The organism is Gammaproteobacteria bacterium (assembly GCA_015709635.1).
Classification (GTDB): Bacteria; Pseudomonadota; Gammaproteobacteria; order Burkholderiales; family Nitrosomonadaceae; genus Nitrosomonas.
Map to the genome: position 1 here is coordinate 2,339,246 of CP054180.1, position 15,326 is coordinate 2,354,571.

The 15,326-nt window shown below is 52.2% G+C and carries 14 protein-coding genes; 5 read left to right on the plus strand and 9 right to left on the minus strand.

What is annotated here, in order from left to right:
* Positions 1 to 448: 448 nt before the first annotated feature.
* The 4 genes from HRU78_11165 to HRU78_11180 are packed head-to-tail and all read right to left on the minus strand — an operon-like array spanning position 449 to position 2,769.
* Complete coding sequence (locus HRU78_11165; protein QOJ24129.1) at positions 449 to 955, minus strand: phage tail protein; 507 nt, start codon at positions 953 to 955, stop codon at positions 449 to 451.
* Positions 956 to 997: 42 nt separating this feature from the next.
* Positions 998 to 1,516 (minus strand): phage tail protein, encoded by a 519-nt coding sequence (locus HRU78_11170; protein QOJ24130.1) that lies wholly within the window; start codon positions 1,514 to 1,516, stop codon positions 998 to 1,000.
* A gap of 32 nt (positions 1,517 to 1,548) precedes the next feature.
* Entirely contained in the window at positions 1,549 to 2,073 is a 525-nt protein-coding gene (locus tag HRU78_11175) for a phage tail protein (protein QOJ24131.1), read from the minus strand.
* Positions 2,074 to 2,121: 48 nt separating this feature from the next.
* A complete protein-coding gene (locus HRU78_11180) occupies positions 2,122 to 2,769 on the minus strand; it encodes a hypothetical protein (protein ID QOJ24132.1) in 648 nt (215 codons plus the stop codon).
* A gap of 290 nt (positions 2,770 to 3,059) precedes the next feature.
* On the opposite strand from HRU78_11180, the gene HRU78_11185 reads away from it, so the two are divergent.
* From HRU78_11185 to HRU78_11200, 4 genes are all read left to right on the plus strand, one after another.
* Entirely contained in the window at positions 3,060 to 3,599 is a 540-nt protein-coding gene (locus HRU78_11185) for an NADP oxidoreductase (GenBank protein ID QOJ25029.1), read from the plus strand.
* Positions 3,600 to 3,604: 5 nt separating this feature from the next.
* Complete coding sequence (locus HRU78_11190) at positions 3,605 to 5,077, plus strand: Ni/Fe hydrogenase subunit alpha (protein ID QOJ24133.1); 1,473 nt, start codon at positions 3,605 to 3,607, stop codon at positions 5,075 to 5,077.
* A 349-nt stretch (positions 5,078 to 5,426) separates the two neighbouring features.
* Positions 5,427 to 6,629, plus strand: a complete 1,203-nt coding sequence (locus tag HRU78_11195; GenBank protein QOJ24134.1) for an efflux RND transporter periplasmic adaptor subunit — start codon at positions 5,427 to 5,429, stop codon at positions 6,627 to 6,629.
* The gene (locus HRU78_11200) at positions 6,626 to 9,736 is read left to right on the plus strand and encodes an efflux RND transporter permease subunit (protein QOJ24135.1); all 3,111 of its coding nucleotides are present in this window, start codon (positions 6,626 to 6,628) and stop codon (positions 9,734 to 9,736) included. The genes HRU78_11195 and HRU78_11200 overlap by 4 nt, the downstream gene beginning before the upstream one ends.
* Positions 9,737 to 9,819: 83 nt before the next feature.
* On the opposite strand, the gene HRU78_11205 is transcribed toward HRU78_11200, so the two are convergent.
* The 3 genes from HRU78_11205 to HRU78_11215 are packed head-to-tail and all read right to left on the minus strand — an operon-like array spanning position 9,820 to position 11,649.
* Positions 9,820 to 10,020 carry a DUF2905 domain-containing protein gene (locus HRU78_11205; protein ID QOJ24136.1) on the minus strand — a complete coding sequence of 67 codons (201 nt, stop codon included), beginning with the start codon at positions 10,018 to 10,020 and terminating at the stop codon, positions 9,820 to 9,822.
* 32 nt (positions 10,021 to 10,052) lie between these two features.
* The gene (locus tag HRU78_11210; GenBank protein QOJ24137.1) at positions 10,053 to 10,568 is read right to left on the minus strand and encodes a lipocalin family protein; all 516 of its coding nucleotides are present in this window, start codon (positions 10,566 to 10,568) and stop codon (positions 10,053 to 10,055) included.
* 1 nt (position 10,569) lies between these two features.
* Positions 10,570 to 11,649 carry an alkene reductase gene (locus HRU78_11215; protein QOJ24138.1) on the minus strand — a complete coding sequence of 360 codons (1,080 nt, stop codon included), beginning with the start codon at positions 11,647 to 11,649 and terminating at the stop codon, positions 10,570 to 10,572.
* Between the two features lie 239 nt (positions 11,650 to 11,888).
* Between HRU78_11215 and HRU78_11220 the strand changes: the two genes are divergently transcribed.
* Positions 11,889 to 12,107, plus strand: a complete 219-nt coding sequence (locus HRU78_11220) for a C4-dicarboxylate ABC transporter (protein QOJ24139.1) — start codon at positions 11,889 to 11,891, stop codon at positions 12,105 to 12,107.
* 87 nt (positions 12,108 to 12,194) lie between these two features.
* On the opposite strand, the gene HRU78_11225 is transcribed toward HRU78_11220, so the two are convergent.
* Positions 12,195 to 13,160: an MBL fold metallo-hydrolase gene (locus HRU78_11225; protein QOJ24140.1), complete on the minus strand. Its 966-nt coding sequence runs from the start codon at positions 13,158 to 13,160 to the stop codon at positions 12,195 to 12,197.
* Between the two features lie 47 nt (positions 13,161 to 13,207).
* Positions 13,208 to 15,178, minus strand: a complete 1,971-nt coding sequence (gene acs, locus HRU78_11230) for an acetate--CoA ligase (protein QOJ24141.1) — start codon at positions 15,176 to 15,178, stop codon at positions 13,208 to 13,210.
* Between the last annotated feature and the right edge of the window lie 148 nt (positions 15,179 to 15,326).

Sequence of the window (15,326 nt, forward strand, 5' to 3'; positions counted from 1 at the left end):
AAGTGTTCTTAAGGAAGCGCTGAACCATTAAATGCTCTCAGATTTCCCGGTACTACTGCCGTTTTTTTGAGCACGGATTCCCGATTAATTCATTTTTCAGCGGTATTTTGCCGCCAAATTTCCCCTGTTTGTGCTTTATCATCCACCGCCGGAGTATGGTGAACGGGACTCCCCCTCAAGTAGTCAACAATCGCCCGCGCAGCATGTACAGGTTGGCCACGCCCATCAGCATGTTTACCGGAACAGCATTCTTCATCAGTCTCTGCGGTGGCGGGCCCGGGTGAATTCAAACTGCCGCTTGATCGCTCGGAACACATGTTCCACTGGTATGATCTCTGAGTGCAATTTCCGTTCTCAAAGTATCGAGGCTTCCCTGCTGGTCTGAGTTGTTACCTATAACGCTGAAAAGTCATATACCGTCGGCCAAGCCGGCGGTATTGGATGATTACTAACTCCGGCTTGGAAAAATACCCTGCAACGCAATGCAGTAATTTACCACCAGGTAGGGTTGCATATTCGGATGCGGCTGGCTTTGACCGGTGTTGCCGATCGCTGTGGCAGCCATGGTTGCGCCGCCTGCGCTATTGAACACGACATATTTGTTGGAATCTTGTGCCCAGAATTTTCCCTCCGGGTTGGTTTGGGTTCCGACTCCATTACTGCAGTTTGCCGTATGACTATGGAGGGGAATCTGAGCGGTTGTAAGCAGCGCCACACCTTCTTGCCCTCCTCGTTCTCCCTGGGTATGGATTGAGTTTACGTGCATCCCCGCGCGGCCGCGAAGATCCGGCAGTGCGAACGTGGTGCGGCCGTCCCCGCCGTACATCGTGCCTAATAACGAAAACAGCGCCGTGTTTTGGGCAATTAACAGCAATTGCCCATCGCAACTTGCCCAACCCTTCGGTGTGAAACCAAACCCAAAGGGACGAATCTCTCCCAAAAATGGCTCGCTCATATCATCCTCTCGTCATCTTATCGTGTTTTTGCATGGAAACATTCAACTTCTTGGCGGGAATACGCCTCGCAACGCAATGCAGAAATTCAGCACCAGATACGGTTGCAGATTATCGTGCTCCTGTCCGCCACCGGTGGCGGTAACTGTTCCAGCCGCCATCTGCGCCGATCCGCTATCGCCGTATTCCTTGCTGCCACCCGCATCCTGCGCCCAGAAATTTCCTGCAGGGTCCGGCTTGTTGCCGTTTCCTGCTTGCGCATTCGCCGGATGGGTGTGCGGCGGAATCTGCTGAATCGTTAGCGTCTCCGTTACCGTGCCACCGGATTCGCCTAGGACGCGATTTGAAAGACCGCTTCCTTGCCCCGCGCCCATGGCAGCATTTCCTTGCAGGTTAGGCAGCGCGAAGTTTGTTTTACCATCGCCACCATAGGTTGTACCAAGAATCGAAAATAATGCCGTATTACTGGCAATGGGAAGCAACTGTCCATTGCACTGCGCCCAGCCCACCGGCGCAAAATTAAAACCAAACGAGCGGATTTCTCCAATATACGGATCACTCATGCCAGAATCTCCTTTTTTCAGCTGCCACCATCCTAGTTTCTAGAAGGATAGATACCTTCGAGTGCGATGATGTAGTTGATGACCAAATAAGGTTGCACATTGTTATGCGGTTGCCCGCCGCCGGTATTGCCGATCGCCGTAGCAGCCATGGTAGTGCCGCTGGTCGTGCTGTAGGCCCCGGTATTGCCGCCGGGATCGGTCGACCAGAAATTGTTGACAGGGCTCGCGCTATTGTTGGCGGTGGTATTGGAGCAGACCGCGATATGGTTGTGAACCGCCAATTGCCCGGTAGTCAAAGTGACTGTTTCGCTGCCGCCCAACTCACCGATCACTCGCGGACTGAGACCGGGCCCGGTACCCTGGTGCAGCGGGATGCGGCCGGCCAGATTCGGCAAAGCGAAATTCGATACGCCGTCGCCGCCGTAGGTTGTTCCGATGAGCGAAAACAGCGCTTCATTCTGCGCAATTGGAAGCAGCTGACCCTGGCATAAAGCCCAGCCAACGGGGGCAAAATTGCCGGCAAACGTCGTGATTTCACCTAAATAGGGATCGGGCATTATTTTCTCCTTGTCTCTGAAAGAACTTCAGTAACAAAATCAACCGTATCAGACTATCTTACGTCGCGCTGCAGCCAGCACTGCCGGCACACCGATCAGCAATAACGTGCTTGATAGAGGTTCCGGAACCGCTGTTGCGATATTCAGCGTGGAAAAATCCAGTGCGGCGCCGTTAAACGTCGTTTCACCGAACAAACCCAATCCCGGCCCGGCTAGCGACAAGGACACGTTGACCGTGCCCGAAGCCAAGCCCGCAAAGGTCGATGCCGGTAACGTCAGCGTATATACGTTATCCTCCCGGCTGGCGCCGCCGTGCGCTTCGAACAGCGTATTGAGCGCGCCGGTCAAATCAACCCCATTGACGGTAAAAGACGCCACTTGATTTCCGGAAGCAGCGGATTCGTGATCATAAATCCCAAACGACAAACTGCCGCCGGTAATGGTGTCCGCGATCGCGCCATAGGAAAACGCCCAACTGGTGGAGAAATTCGGGCCACCGACATCCGAACCAATGAATACACCATTAAACGGCGCGGGCTCACCGCCTCCGGCAGTCAGAAAATCGCCGGTTACGGGTGTTGCGCCGTCGGCAAAATCCTGATCTCCCAGGGTTACGACCGTACTTGCAAGAGCAAGCTGGGATCCGGTCAACAGTACAAGCGCCATGATTGTTTTAGACAGTAAATATTTTTTCATCACAAAGATCTCCTCATTCATTGCTGTTTCCCGGCATTCACAAAGTTGCAGTGATAGCTACCGGTTCTCTAACCGAGACGAGATTGATTCCCGTCAGTCAGTTCGCTTACGTTATACTCTCATATCGTAATTCAGATCAAGGGATTTCTGCATCGGGAATCATTATATTATTCATTAGAATAACCGTGCCCGACTGACACTTATTCACTAGCAAAACAAAAACGCCCTGCATCCGTTGTGCAAGAACTATCCGTCAAGGAATCCGATGAACAATGACGACTGAACACACGATCAATCGCAAACTCAAAATCGCCACCACATCGCTGGCAGGCTGTTTCGGTTGCCATATGTCGTTCCTCGATATGGACGAACGCCTCGCCGGTTTGCTCGAGCGGGTCGAGTTCGACTGCTCGCCGTTCACCGATATCAAGCGTCGCGGCCCGTGCGATATCGGGCTGATCGAGGGCGGCGTGTGCAATGCGGAAAATGTGCATGTACTGCGCGAATTCCGTGCTCAGTGCACCACGCTGGTTGCCGTCGGCGCTTGCGCGATCAACGGCGGCGTCCCGGCGATGCGCAATTATTTCGACTTGCAGGATTGTCTGGAAGAAGTGTATCTGCGCGGCACCAATGTGACCCATCCGCGCATCCCGGATGATCCCGAGCTGCCGTTGCTGCTCGATAAAGTCTATCCGGTCAGCGAGATCGTGCCGATCGATTATTTCTTGCCGGGCTGTCCGCCTTCCGCCGAGGCTTTTCTGCAATTGCTGCAGCCGCTGCTGGCCGGGGAAAAACCGCAAATCGAGAAATCCCGCTTGCATTACGATTAACCGCCATGGAACCGGACAAACCTGCGCCGCCAACTACTCGCCGCATCGCCATCGACCCGGTCACGCGCGTCGAAGGGCACGGCAAGATCACACTGCTGATCGACGACCATAATCACATCGTCGAAGCGCGTTTTCATATCGTCGAATTCCGCGGTTTCGAGAAATTCATCCAGGACCATCCGTTCTGGGAAGTGCCATTTTTCGTACAACGCTTGTGCGGCATCTGCCCGATCAGCCATCAACTGGCGGCGGCAAAAGCGGTCGATCAGATCGTCGGCGTGCAACAACTCACACCCACTGCAACCAAGCTGCGCCGCCTGCTGCACTTCGGTCAGATGCTGCAATCGCACGCATTGCACTTTTTCCATTTGTCATCGCCCGACTTTCTGTTCGGTTTTGGCAGCGATCCGGCAAAACGCAACATTGCCGGGGTGCTGGAACAATACCCGGAAATCGCGCTGAAAGGCATCAAGCTGCGCAAATACGGCCAGCGCATCATCGAAGTGATCACCGGCAAGCGCATCCACGGCACCGGCACCGTGCCCGGCGGCATGAATAAACCGCTCTCGCTGCCCGAACGCAATGCTTTGCTCGCCGACATCGACGACATCCTGCAATGGAGCCAGGATGCCGTGACCCTGAACGAACACATTCACACTGCACACCCGGAACACCGCGATTTCGGCACGCTGCCGAGTCATTATCTCGGCATGACCGGAGCGGGCGGCGAACTGGAGTTCTACCACGGTGGATTGCGCGCACACGCCGCCGATGGCAGCGGTATTTTCGATCAATTCGATTACTGCGATTACCAGCAGATCATCAGCGAGGAAGTACGCTCGTGGAGCTACCTTAAGTTTCCTTATTTTTCCGCATTGGGAACCGAACACGGCTGGTACCGCGTCGGCCCGCTCGCGCGTATCAATAATTGCGACATCATTGCAACACCATTGGCCGAAGCCGCACGTCAGCGCTTCAAAGCTTACGGTCACGGCAACCTGGTGCACGACACATTGGCATACCACTGGGCGCGCATGACCGAACTGCTACATTGCGCCGAATCGATTCACGACTTGTTGCACGACACCGACATCACCAGCACAGACCTGATGGCGGATAAAGGCGAGCGTCAGCCACAAGGCATCGGCGTCATCGAAGCGCCGCGTGGCACGCTGTTTCATCACTATCACGTCAACGAAGAAGGACTTGTCACCCAAGCCAACCTGATCGTCTCGACCACCAGCAACAACCAGGCGATGAACGAATCGGTGCGCGTGGTCGCCAACCAATATCTCGATGGCCACGAAATCACCGAAGCGCTGCTGAACCACCTTGAAGTCGCCGTGCGCGCGTATGATCCCTGCCTGTCGTGCGCCACACATGCGCTGGGTAAAATGCCGCTGCAAGTGACGTTGCAAGACATGGCAGGAAAAGTGATTCATCAATTGACGAAGGGAGCGGATGGTGCGGTTTGGTGATGACATTATGGAAATTGGGGCAACACCCACCGCCGTTTTATCCGCTGGTGTGATAAAGGGGTATGGGAGAGATTGTTGGAAGTTCTGATAGACGAACCGGATTATGAATGATTGATGATCGACGCTAGTCATAGTAAAGTGCATCCGCATGCGGCCGGTGCAAGAAGTGGCAATCAGGACATGAGCCATACCAAAGGAGGCTCTACACCAAGATACATCTGGTCCGTGGATGCGTATGGTATGCCGCTCAGAATTATTATCACGGAAAGTGCCATTCAGCTTCATGATCATGAGCAAGGAGAGATCCGGTCAGTCAAATGCTGGAAGTTGACTCAGGTAAAGCTTACTGATGAAAGATATTCCGAAAACAAACTCTGCAAAACCGTTTGCACTCGTCAAGCGGGGCATGGGGATCATAATAGCGGGTATTCTGCTCGTTGTACTGCTTACCAACGTTTGGGATTGGCGCAACAAGGGTGAAACAAAGAAACCCAGGAATAACGAAGTTATACAAGTAGTAAGTGCCGTGGTAACGCGCGCCGATGTGCCAGTCAGATTGACAGCTAATGGCACTGTGTCCGCTCAGCAAACAGTTGAGGTACGCCCGCAACTAAGCGCCACGATCAAAGCTGTACATATCAAAGAAGGGCAATTTGTGCGCAAGGGTGACCGGTTATTCACTCTCGATATTCGTACTGAAGATGCCAATCTCAGAAAGACTAAGGCGCAGCTGGCGAAAGCCCGTGCTGATCTAATGAGTGCCGAGCGTAATCTTGAGCGCCAACGCGAGCTATTCCTGCGCGGATTCATTTCACAGGCGGCACTCGACACGGTGCAGTATCAGGTCGACGGATTACGCGCGCAGCTTGGGTTCGATCAGGCCAGCGTGCAGGCAACGCACGTAACACACAGTTTCGGAGAGATCACTGCGCCGATTTCCGGGCGCACAGGCGCCATTCCCGTGTATCCGGGCAGCCTGGTACAACCCAACGACACGGTACTGGTGAGCATCACGCAGATCGACCCGATCAACATTAATTTCACGTTGCCGGAGCATGAGCTTGCGGCTCTGCAGCAGGCGCTTGCCAAAGGTGAAGTGTACGTCAATGTAGCGCCGGATTCTGCCGGGCAGCAAGTGAAGACAGGGCGATTGATATTCCTCGATAATGCAGTGGATACGGCAAGCGGCAGCATCCGTCTCAAAGCAGAATTTTCCAACCCGGATAATCTCCTGTGGCCGGGGATGTTTGTCAAAGTAACACTCGCGCCGCACATATTAGCAGGTGTCCTCACGGTTCCGGCACAGGCAGTTCAAACTGGACCGGAAAGAAAATTTCTTTATGTAATCAATGAGGATAACAAGGTGACTTCTCTGCCAGTCGCTGTAAGTTTGATTCAGGATGGATTTGCCGTCATAGCAGGAGAAGGTATTGTGTCAGGTATGCGCGTCGTTGTAGAAGGTGCGCAGAATCTCAGATCAGGTAGTGTGGTAAGTGAAGCAAAGATGAGAGACAGTAAAACAAAAGCTGCCAACACAGAAGGCATGCAATGAATCTCTCCGAATTGTGTATCCGCCGCCCGGTTATGACATGGCTGCTTTCGGTTTTCGTCATGGTGGCAGGCCTCATCGCCTACAAAGGATTACCGATTGCCGCACTGCCGAGTTACGATGCTCCCACTATCTCGGTCAGCGCAACACTCCCGGGCGCTAGTCCGGAAATCATGGCTTCTTCCATAGCTACGCAATTAGAGCGTCAATTTTCCACTATTTCCGACCTTTCTGTAATCAGTTCGACAAACACGCGGGGTATCACCACGATCACGCTTGAATTTGACCAAGCCCGTGATATTGACAGCGCTGCTGTGGATGTGCAGGCGGCTTTGTTACGCGCACAGGGTTTGCTGCCGGTTGAGATGACTTCACCGCCGTCTTACCGCAAGATCAATCCGGCTGATTCCCCCATTGTTTTTCTTGCCTTGACATCGCCGTCGATGCCGCTCTCGGACCTGAACAACTTTGCCGAAAATCTTATTTTGCCAACACTATCCACCCTTCCAGGCGTGGCACAGGTTACGATCAACGGTCAGAAAAAATATGCTGTGCGCGTATATGTAAACCCCGAAGCTCTCGCAGCGCGCAATCTGACAATCGACGACATAGCCGAAGCATTGCGCAACGCTAATGTTAACTCTCCGATCGGTACGCTCGAGGGGCCGCGCCAAACCCTTATCATCCAAGCCAACCGTCAGCTCAATAATGCCGCTGCGTTCGCGAGCTTGATCGTGGCCACTGCCCCAAGTGGAAACCCAGTAAAACTATCGGATGTGGCGCAGGTTGAAGACAGCGTGGAGACGATTAAAACTGCAAGCTGGGTTAATGGTGAGCGTGCCATCACACTGTCGGTGCAGCGTCAACCCAACTCCAATACCGTTGCAACAGTCGATGCGATCAAAGCGGCGATCCCGGAATTGATTGCTCAAATGCCGCAATCCGTCCAGCTTAAGTTGACTAGCGATCGTTCAATCTCAATCCGAGATTCCATTCACGACGTTCAGGTTACACTGGCGATCACTATCGCTCTCGTGGTGCTGGTGATTTTCTTGTTCCTGCGCAAGGCTACCATTACGCTTATTCCGGCATTGTCCTTGCCGATTTCGCTACTAGGTACAGTGGCACTGATGCGCGCCTTTGGCTACAGTCTCGATAATGTTTCTTTGCTTGCTATTACGCTCGCTGTCGGATTGGTAGTGGATGATGCCATCGTGGTTCTTGAAAACATCGTACGCCACATTGACAACGGCGTACCACCGCTGAAAGCCGCCCTGCAAGGATCCCAGGAGGTGAGCTTTACCATTATTTCAATCTCTATCTCCTTAGTGGCTGTATTCATTCCAATTTTTTTTATGCCTGGTGTAATTGGGTTACTATTCCATGAGTTTGCCGCTGTGGTTGGCATTGCGGTTCTGATGTCGGCTGTGGTGTCGCTTACACTGGTACCGGTATTGGCCAGCCGTTACCTAATGCGTCAAACGCACGTGCGTGGCCTGGTATTGACCGCATGGTTCGAGCGTGGATTCACCAGAGTACTGATGTCCTATGAACGCGCTCTCGATTGGGCGCTGCATCACAGACGCATAGTACTTGGCATAGCAATCGGCACTTTTGTCGCCAGCGGTATTCTGTTTATAGTTTTACCGAAAGGATTTTTCCCTAGTGAAGATATGGGTCAGGCAATCATTACGGTGGAAGCGGTGGAAGATATTTCCTTTCCCGCTATGACCGAGTTGTTATGGCATACAAGCAATGTGATTCGCACTCATCCTGCGGTCGATACGTTGATTGTCAATGCCAGCGACAGCAACAGTGCCCGGCTGTTCATGTCTCTCAAGCCTCGCGGTGAGCGTGTACATATGAATCAGGTCATTGAAGATCTTCGTCGTGAAGTACGCGTCATTCCCGGCATCAATATTTTCATAAACCCTATTCAAAATCTCAGACTCGGTGGCCGGCAAAGCAAAAGCCGCTACCAATACGTGATGCGTAGCGTACGTGCCGAAGACTTGAGCGCGGCTGCCGATGGCTTGATGGTGCGTATGCGCGCTGCAGGAATTTTTCGCGATGTTACCAGTGATGCACAACTGAAAGGCTTGCAAACACGCCTCAATATCAATCGTGATAAAGCCAATTTGCTGGGGATACAGATAGCGGATGTTCGTTCCGCACTCTATAGTGCGTTTGGTGAGCGTCAAGTCTCGACCATTTATACTTCTAGCGATAGTTACAAGGTCATCATGCAAGTGGCGGAAGAACACCGCATTGATGAGAGTGCTTTCAGCAAGATTCATCTGCGCGCTAAAAATGGTGCGCTGGTACCACTATTGAGTGTTGCCTCGGTTGAGCGTGAAGCAGGTCCGATCGCAATTAATCATGCCGGGCAACTTGAAGCAGTCACTATCTCATTTAATCTCACGCCGGGAGCGGCACTGGGTGATGCCACCAAGCTTATTGATCAATTCAAACATGAGCTGAATCTACCGGATAGTATTCTCACCAGCTACGCTGGTGATGCTGCGGCATTCCAGTCTTCACAGGCAAGCCAGGTAATGCTGATCGTTGCCGCGCTAGTGGTAATCTATGTGCTGCTTGGCGTCCTGTATGAAAGCTATATCCACCCGATCACGATCCTTTCCGGATTACCCTCCGCCGCAGTTGGCGCATTGGTGATGTTGTGGTTGTTCAATATGGAATTATCGATCATCGCGATGATCGGCATTTTGTTACTTATCGGCATAGTCAAGAAAAATGCCATTATGATGATCGACTTTGCGCTTGATGCTCAGCGCAACGCTGGCATGGCACCGTTTCAGGCAATCCGTGCCGCGTGCCTGCTGCGTTTCCGGCCGATCATGATGACCACTGTGGCGGCACTGATGGGTGCGCTTCCCATTGCCCTCGGTCTGGGAGCCGGAGCCGAACTTCGTCAACCGTTGGGCCTTTCTGTCGTCGGAGGATTACTGTTCTCGCAGGTGATCACACTGTTCATCACACCCATAATTTACCTTTATCTGGATCGCTTCTCCGATAGTAGTGGGCATCTCAAGTTTGAAATAGATCAAGCAGTTAAACAAAGACAAGACCAGCATGTTGAAGATGATTAATTAATTTAGTAGGCATTATATTAAGAGAGAGCTTCTGATCAAGTAAATTGGATGACAGCAAGTGATTCTTTTTGATAACCGTCTCACTTTCGCAACCACCACAGTATCAGCGTCAGCACAACGGAAATGATCAACCCCGTCATCAGCGGAAAATGGAAGCTGAAGTTCTCGCGCTCGACGTGGATATCGCCGGGCAAGCGGCCGAGCGGGAGTTGCGATAACCACGGCCACAGCAAACCGAGTACGAGTAAAATGATGCCTAAGGTAATGAGTAGTTGTTGCATCGCATGGATCCGGTCGGTATTACAGATCTGGGCTAGTTCTGCTTTGGAAATATCAGCTCGTCCGTTGCAAAACCGAGCTCACCGGATTTTTGCACAAAACGGTTCAGCACTTCATCGCTGACCGCCGGCGTCCTCGCCAGCAGCCACAGGTACGATTTATCGTAACTGGTGACAAAGGCGTATTGATAGGCTTCCTTATCCAGTTCGAACACGACATATGCGCCATAAAACGGGCCGAAGAAGGAAACCTTCAGATAGCCTTCCTGCGAGCTTCCGACGAAATACGCTTTACCTTCCGCTTCCTTCCATTTGTTATCCGCAGTCGAGAAACCTTTGTTGACGACTTTGACACCACCGTCTTCACGCAGCGAGTACTCGGCGGTGATATTAGCCAGTCCGCGTTCAAATGCATGATCGAGCCGGGCGATTTCGTACCATTTTCCCAGATAGCGGTTGAGTTCGAAGCCGCCAACCGGCGCGACATTTTGCGGTATCGAGACACATCCGCCAAGCAGAACGATCAGAAGAAAAAGCGGTAGCGATCGCATGTCACTGCTCCGGCACAGAATTTAACGTTGGGTAATCGGTGTAACCTTCCGTGCCGAAGGTATAAAACGTGGCCGGATTGGGTTCATTGAGCGGTGCGCCTGTCTTGATCCGCGCCGGTAGATCGGGGTTCGCCAGGAAGCTGACACCGAAAGCCACGGCATCGACTTTGCCTGCGGCAATGTCGCGATCCGCTTCCTCCGCGGAATAACCCATATTGCCGATCAAGACACCGTTGTAATACTGGCGGATCGGCGTCAGGACATCACCGCTTTGTTGCCGGTAAACATCGCCGCGTATCACATGCAGGTACGCCAGCTGATAATCGTTGAGCCGGTTGGCGAGCCAGGCCGACAATTCGGCCGGATCGCTGTCAATCATGCTGTTGTAGCTGCTCAGCGGTGAAATGCGCAATCCGACCCGGTCGCTGCCCCAAACGGAACTCACGGCTTCGAGCACTTCCAGCGTCAAACGCGCGCGATTTTCAATCGAACCACCGTACGATCCGATGCGCTTGTTTGAGCCGTCGCGCAAAAATTCATCCAGCAAATAACCGTTCGCACCGTGAATTTCAATGCCATCGAAACCGGCGGTTAAAGCATTCCACGCAGCTTGCTTGAATCCGGCAACAATGCCGGGCAATTCGTCGTCACGCAATTCGCGCGGCACGGTGTAAGGTTTTTTTCCTTCCGGTGTGCGCACTTCATCGGCAATGGCAATAGCACTCGGCGCAACCGGTTGCACGCCGCGATTGAGCAGCGGATGACACGCCCTGCCGCCATGCCAAAGTTGCAAGAAGATTCTGCCGCCGGCGGCATGTACCGCAGCGGTCACTAGTTTCCAGCCGGTAATTTGTTCTCCGGAGTAAATTCCCGGTTCCTTCCAGAACGCTGAGTTGCCTTCGATCGCCATCGTCGCCTCAGCAATGATCAACCCGGCGCTTGCCCGTTGCGCGTAATACTGCGCCATCAAAGCGTTCGGAAGATGCTCATCGCCTGCGCGGCAGCGCGTCAACGGCGCCATGAAAATGCGGTTCGGCACGGTCAGCGCACCGATTCTGAACGGCGAAAACAATGTAACCATCCACTAATCTCCTCACATATTCAATGAGGATCATTGTAGCGTAATTTGATACGCTCCATTTTTATTGAATTTTTACAATTTTTCATGAAAAATTTCTCTTATCTTTCAATAAGAAAAAAATTTGTGAATTAATCGTGAAATATGTGTGAACTTTTTGTGAAGATTGTTATCGAATGAACTGTAAACGCCTTCTTAAAAAACTTTAACAACTTCGATAAATTTCAAATAAGGAGATTTTCATGAAAACAGGTCACATTTTTGTTATTTCAGCGTTGATTATCAGCGGCACATTTTTCGGTATTTTGTCGCTGTTCAATCTACCGGAATCGGTAACCGAATGGGTCATTTCGGACATCATTCTTGGCGCAGTGCTGTACGTAAACTATCTGGTGATTGTGATGGGAACAGGATCATCCAAAACCAGAGTGCCTTATTCAAGCAAAAAAGTTACAGTGTAAAACTCTCCAAGCCGATGGGGTTAACGTCATTAGATTTTTCGCGTTAACCCCATCTCTCTTTAAGCAATCCAAGATTAGCCTTCAGAATCAGAGATGTTTAAAACGCTCCGTGGGCTGATCAAGCCAATGAATCAGTCCTTGCGCATTCAGCCGGATATCCGAGCGTAAAAGCTCATCCATTGCATCAAGCGACAACCGACAGCCATGTTTCTCCAAACACTGCAGAAATAATTCCCGCAGAGCTGTTGCGATCACGGTTTGCCGATCTTCTTCATCTTTTGCGCGCTGCGCGATTGCAATGTGCGCATCGAGCAACTCATGCAGGGATTGCGCATGCTGCGCTAGATGACCGATCTGACTGTAGTGCGTCAGATAAGCGTAACGCGGCTGATAGCGCATGATGCGATCAATCGAGGCATGCGCCGCGGCCGGATCGAATTGCACCGGCGACGTCGTCGGAATGACAAATTCCAAGCCATCGACATCGAATTCACGGTATGAAACGCCAAACGTATCACCGGTGAAAAAAGACCGGCTGCGCTCGTCAAAAATGCAATTATGGTGGCGCGCATGTCCAGGCGTATCGAGAAATAGCAATGAACGGCCGTTGAGATCGATGCGGCTTTCATCCGGCGCTTCGATGATTCGCGCAGCATCAATGGGGTAGATTTCGCCGTACACGCGCCTGAACTCAGCTTCTCCATACACACTCATGGCGCCGGCGACCAGCCGTGCCGGATTCGCCATATGGCTGGCGCCGCGCGGATGCACGACCAGTTTGGCATTGGGAAAAAGACGCATGCATTCGCTAGCGCCGCCGGCATGATCCAAGTGGATATGTGTCAAGATGACATAAGCAACCGCCTCGACCGGAATGTTCTTTTGTTCGAGTGATGCGGCAACGCCGGGAATGGAAAACGAGGTGCCGGTATCCACCAGCGCAGCCACGCCTTTTTCAACGATCAAATGGATAGCCGCCCGTTTGGGGCGATGGAATTGTGCGTCGATGGCGCTAATGCCATGTTCAAAATCAGTCACAAGCGGTAATGACATAGCTCTCCGGTTTTTCTCAAACTTTTTTCAAATAGTAAAGCTGGATATTATTTGGACGGATATTTCAACTGTTCCAGGATGGCTGGATTCTCCAGTGTGGAAATATCCTGTGTGATTTCCTCGCCTTTGGCAAGCGTGCGCAATAAGCGGCGCATGATTTTACCCGACCGGGTCTTGGGCAGATTTTCTCCGAAACGGATTTCTTCGGGTTTAGCAATCGGACCGATTTCTTTCGCCACCCAATCGCGCAAAGTATTGGCGATTTGACTCACTTCCTCGCCGTGCGGATATTTTCCTTTTAGCACGACAAAAGCGATCACCGCTTCACCTTTGATCTCATGCGGCTTGCCAACCACCGCCGCTTCCGCAACCAAGGGATGGGCAACCAGGGCCGACTCGATTTCCATCGTGCCCAGGCGATGCCCGGAAACGTTCAGCACGTCATCGACGCGCCCCATGATCCAGAAATAACCATCCTTGTCACGGTATGCGGAGTCGCCTGCTAGGTAATACTGGCCATGCCCGATATCTTCCGGAAAGTACGCTTTTTTGAAACGCTCCGGATCCCCCCAAAGCGTGCGGATTTGCGAGGGAAAAGGTTTTTTGATCACCAAAAAGCCGCCTTTGCCGTTTTCGACATCGTGACCGGCTTCGTCGACAACCGCCGCGAAAATTCCCGGTAACGGGAACGTGCATGAGCCGGGTTTGAGTGCAACGGCGCCAGGGATTGGTGCGATCATATGGCAGCCGGTTTCCGTTTGCCACCAGGTATCGACGATAGGGCAACGCGACCGGCCCACTTTTTCATAAAACCACATCCAGGCTTCCGGATTGATCGGCTCACCGACCGAACCCAGTAACCGCAGCGACGAAAGATCGTATTGCGCGGGCAAATCTCCACCTAATTTGATCAGCGAGCGGATGGCCGTGGGCGCAGTATAGAACGTGGTCACTTTATGCTTCTGAATGATTTCCCAGAAACGCCCAGCATGCGGATATGTGGGAATTCCCTCGAAAATCACTTGAGTCGCCCCCATGGCCAGCGGTCCGTACGTCACATAGCTATGACCGGTAATCCAGCCGACATCGGCCGTGCACCAGAAGATATCCGCAGGCTTATAGTCAAAAATCCACTGCATGCTGACTTTGGCTCCCAACAAATAACCTGCGCTGGAATGTTGCACTCCTTTAGGTTTACCCGTCGATCCCGAGGTGTACAGCGTGAACAAAGGATGCTCGGCATTAACCCATTCCGGTTCACATTCGCTGCTGGCGTTCTGGGTAATTTCGTGCCACCAGACATCGCGCGGCGGGTCGAATGGGATTTGCGCTCCGGTACGCTGATAAACCACGATCAAATTGACCGATGTCGTATCGTTCATGCGCATGGCTTCGTCGACGGTGGCTTTGAGCGGGTTATGCTTGCCGCCACGCACCTGCTCATCGGCGGTAATGACCGCTACCGCAGCAGCATCATGAATGCGCTCGTGCAAGCTTTTAGCGGAAAAACCGCCGAACACCACCGAATGGATCGCACCGATGCGCGCGCAAGCCTGCATGGCGACCACCGCTTCAATGCGCATCGGCATATAAATAACAACCCGGTCGCCCTTCTTGATATTGTGCGATTTCAATGCATTGGCAAGCCGGCAGACACGCTGATGCAGATCGCGGTAAGTTACTCGCTGCACTTCACCGTCATCAGCTTCGAAAATGATCGCAACCTTGTCCGCCTGAGTCGCTAAATGCCGGTCAAGACAGTTATAAGAAACGTTTAGCTCGCCATCAGTAAACCATTGATAAAACGGTGCCGTCCGGTCATCCAATACTTGCGTGAAAGGTTTATGCCAAAGAATCAGCTCATTGGCCTGTTTGGCCCAGAAACTCAGATAATCCCGTTCGGCTTCCGCACACAATGCTTGATAGGCTTGAATGCCGGTGATATTGGCTTGCTTGGTAAACTCAGCAGAAGACGGAAAAACGCGGGTTTCGTTCAAAACGGATTCAATGGTCGACATGCATTCTCTCCAGTACAGTACTCGTTACTCGTCTGTTCAGCAGACTTGAACGGAATTGTATCATCGGTGCCAAGCGCTATTGATACTTCTTGTTATTTTCTGCAATGAAAAGCAATCAAAAAAACCACTCGGCAAATTCACTGCGGGA

Coding starts and splice junctions, on each gene's coding strand:
- HRU78_11215 (QOJ24138.1), bottom strand. CDS start 11,649: ATGGTTACATTGTTTTCGCCGTTCAGAATCGGTGCGCTGACCGTGCCG.
- HRU78_11165 (QOJ24129.1), bottom strand. CDS start 955: ATGAGCGAGCCATTTTTGGGAGAGATTCGTCCCTTTGGGTTTGGTTTC.
- HRU78_11205 (QOJ24136.1), bottom strand. CDS start 10,020: ATGCAACAACTACTCATTACCTTAGGCATCATTTTACTCGTACTCGGT.
- HRU78_11170 (QOJ24130.1), bottom strand. CDS start 1,516: ATGAGTGATCCGTATATTGGAGAAATCCGCTCGTTTGGTTTTAATTTT.
- HRU78_11190 (QOJ24133.1), top strand. CDS start 3,605: ATGGAACCGGACAAACCTGCGCCGCCAACTACTCGCCGCATCGCCATC.
- HRU78_11200 (QOJ24135.1), top strand. CDS start 6,626: ATGAATCTCTCCGAATTGTGTATCCGCCGCCCGGTTATGACATGGCTG.
- HRU78_11220 (QOJ24139.1), top strand. CDS start 11,889: ATGAAAACAGGTCACATTTTTGTTATTTCAGCGTTGATTATCAGCGGC.
- HRU78_11175 (QOJ24131.1), bottom strand. CDS start 2,073: ATGCCCGATCCCTATTTAGGTGAAATCACGACGTTTGCCGGCAATTTT.
- HRU78_11195 (QOJ24134.1), top strand. CDS start 5,427: ATGAAAGATATTCCGAAAACAAACTCTGCAAAACCGTTTGCACTCGTC.
- HRU78_11210 (QOJ24137.1), bottom strand. CDS start 10,568: ATGCGATCGCTACCGCTTTTTCTTCTGATCGTTCTGCTTGGCGGATGT.
- HRU78_11225 (QOJ24140.1), bottom strand. CDS start 13,160: ATGTCATTACCGCTTGTGACTGATTTTGAACATGGCATTAGCGCCATC.
- HRU78_11180 (QOJ24132.1), bottom strand. CDS start 2,769: ATGAAAAAATATTTACTGTCTAAAACAATCATGGCGCTTGTACTGTTG.
- acs (QOJ24141.1), bottom strand. CDS start 15,178: ATGTCGACCATTGAATCCGTTTTGAACGAAACCCGCGTTTTTCCGTCT.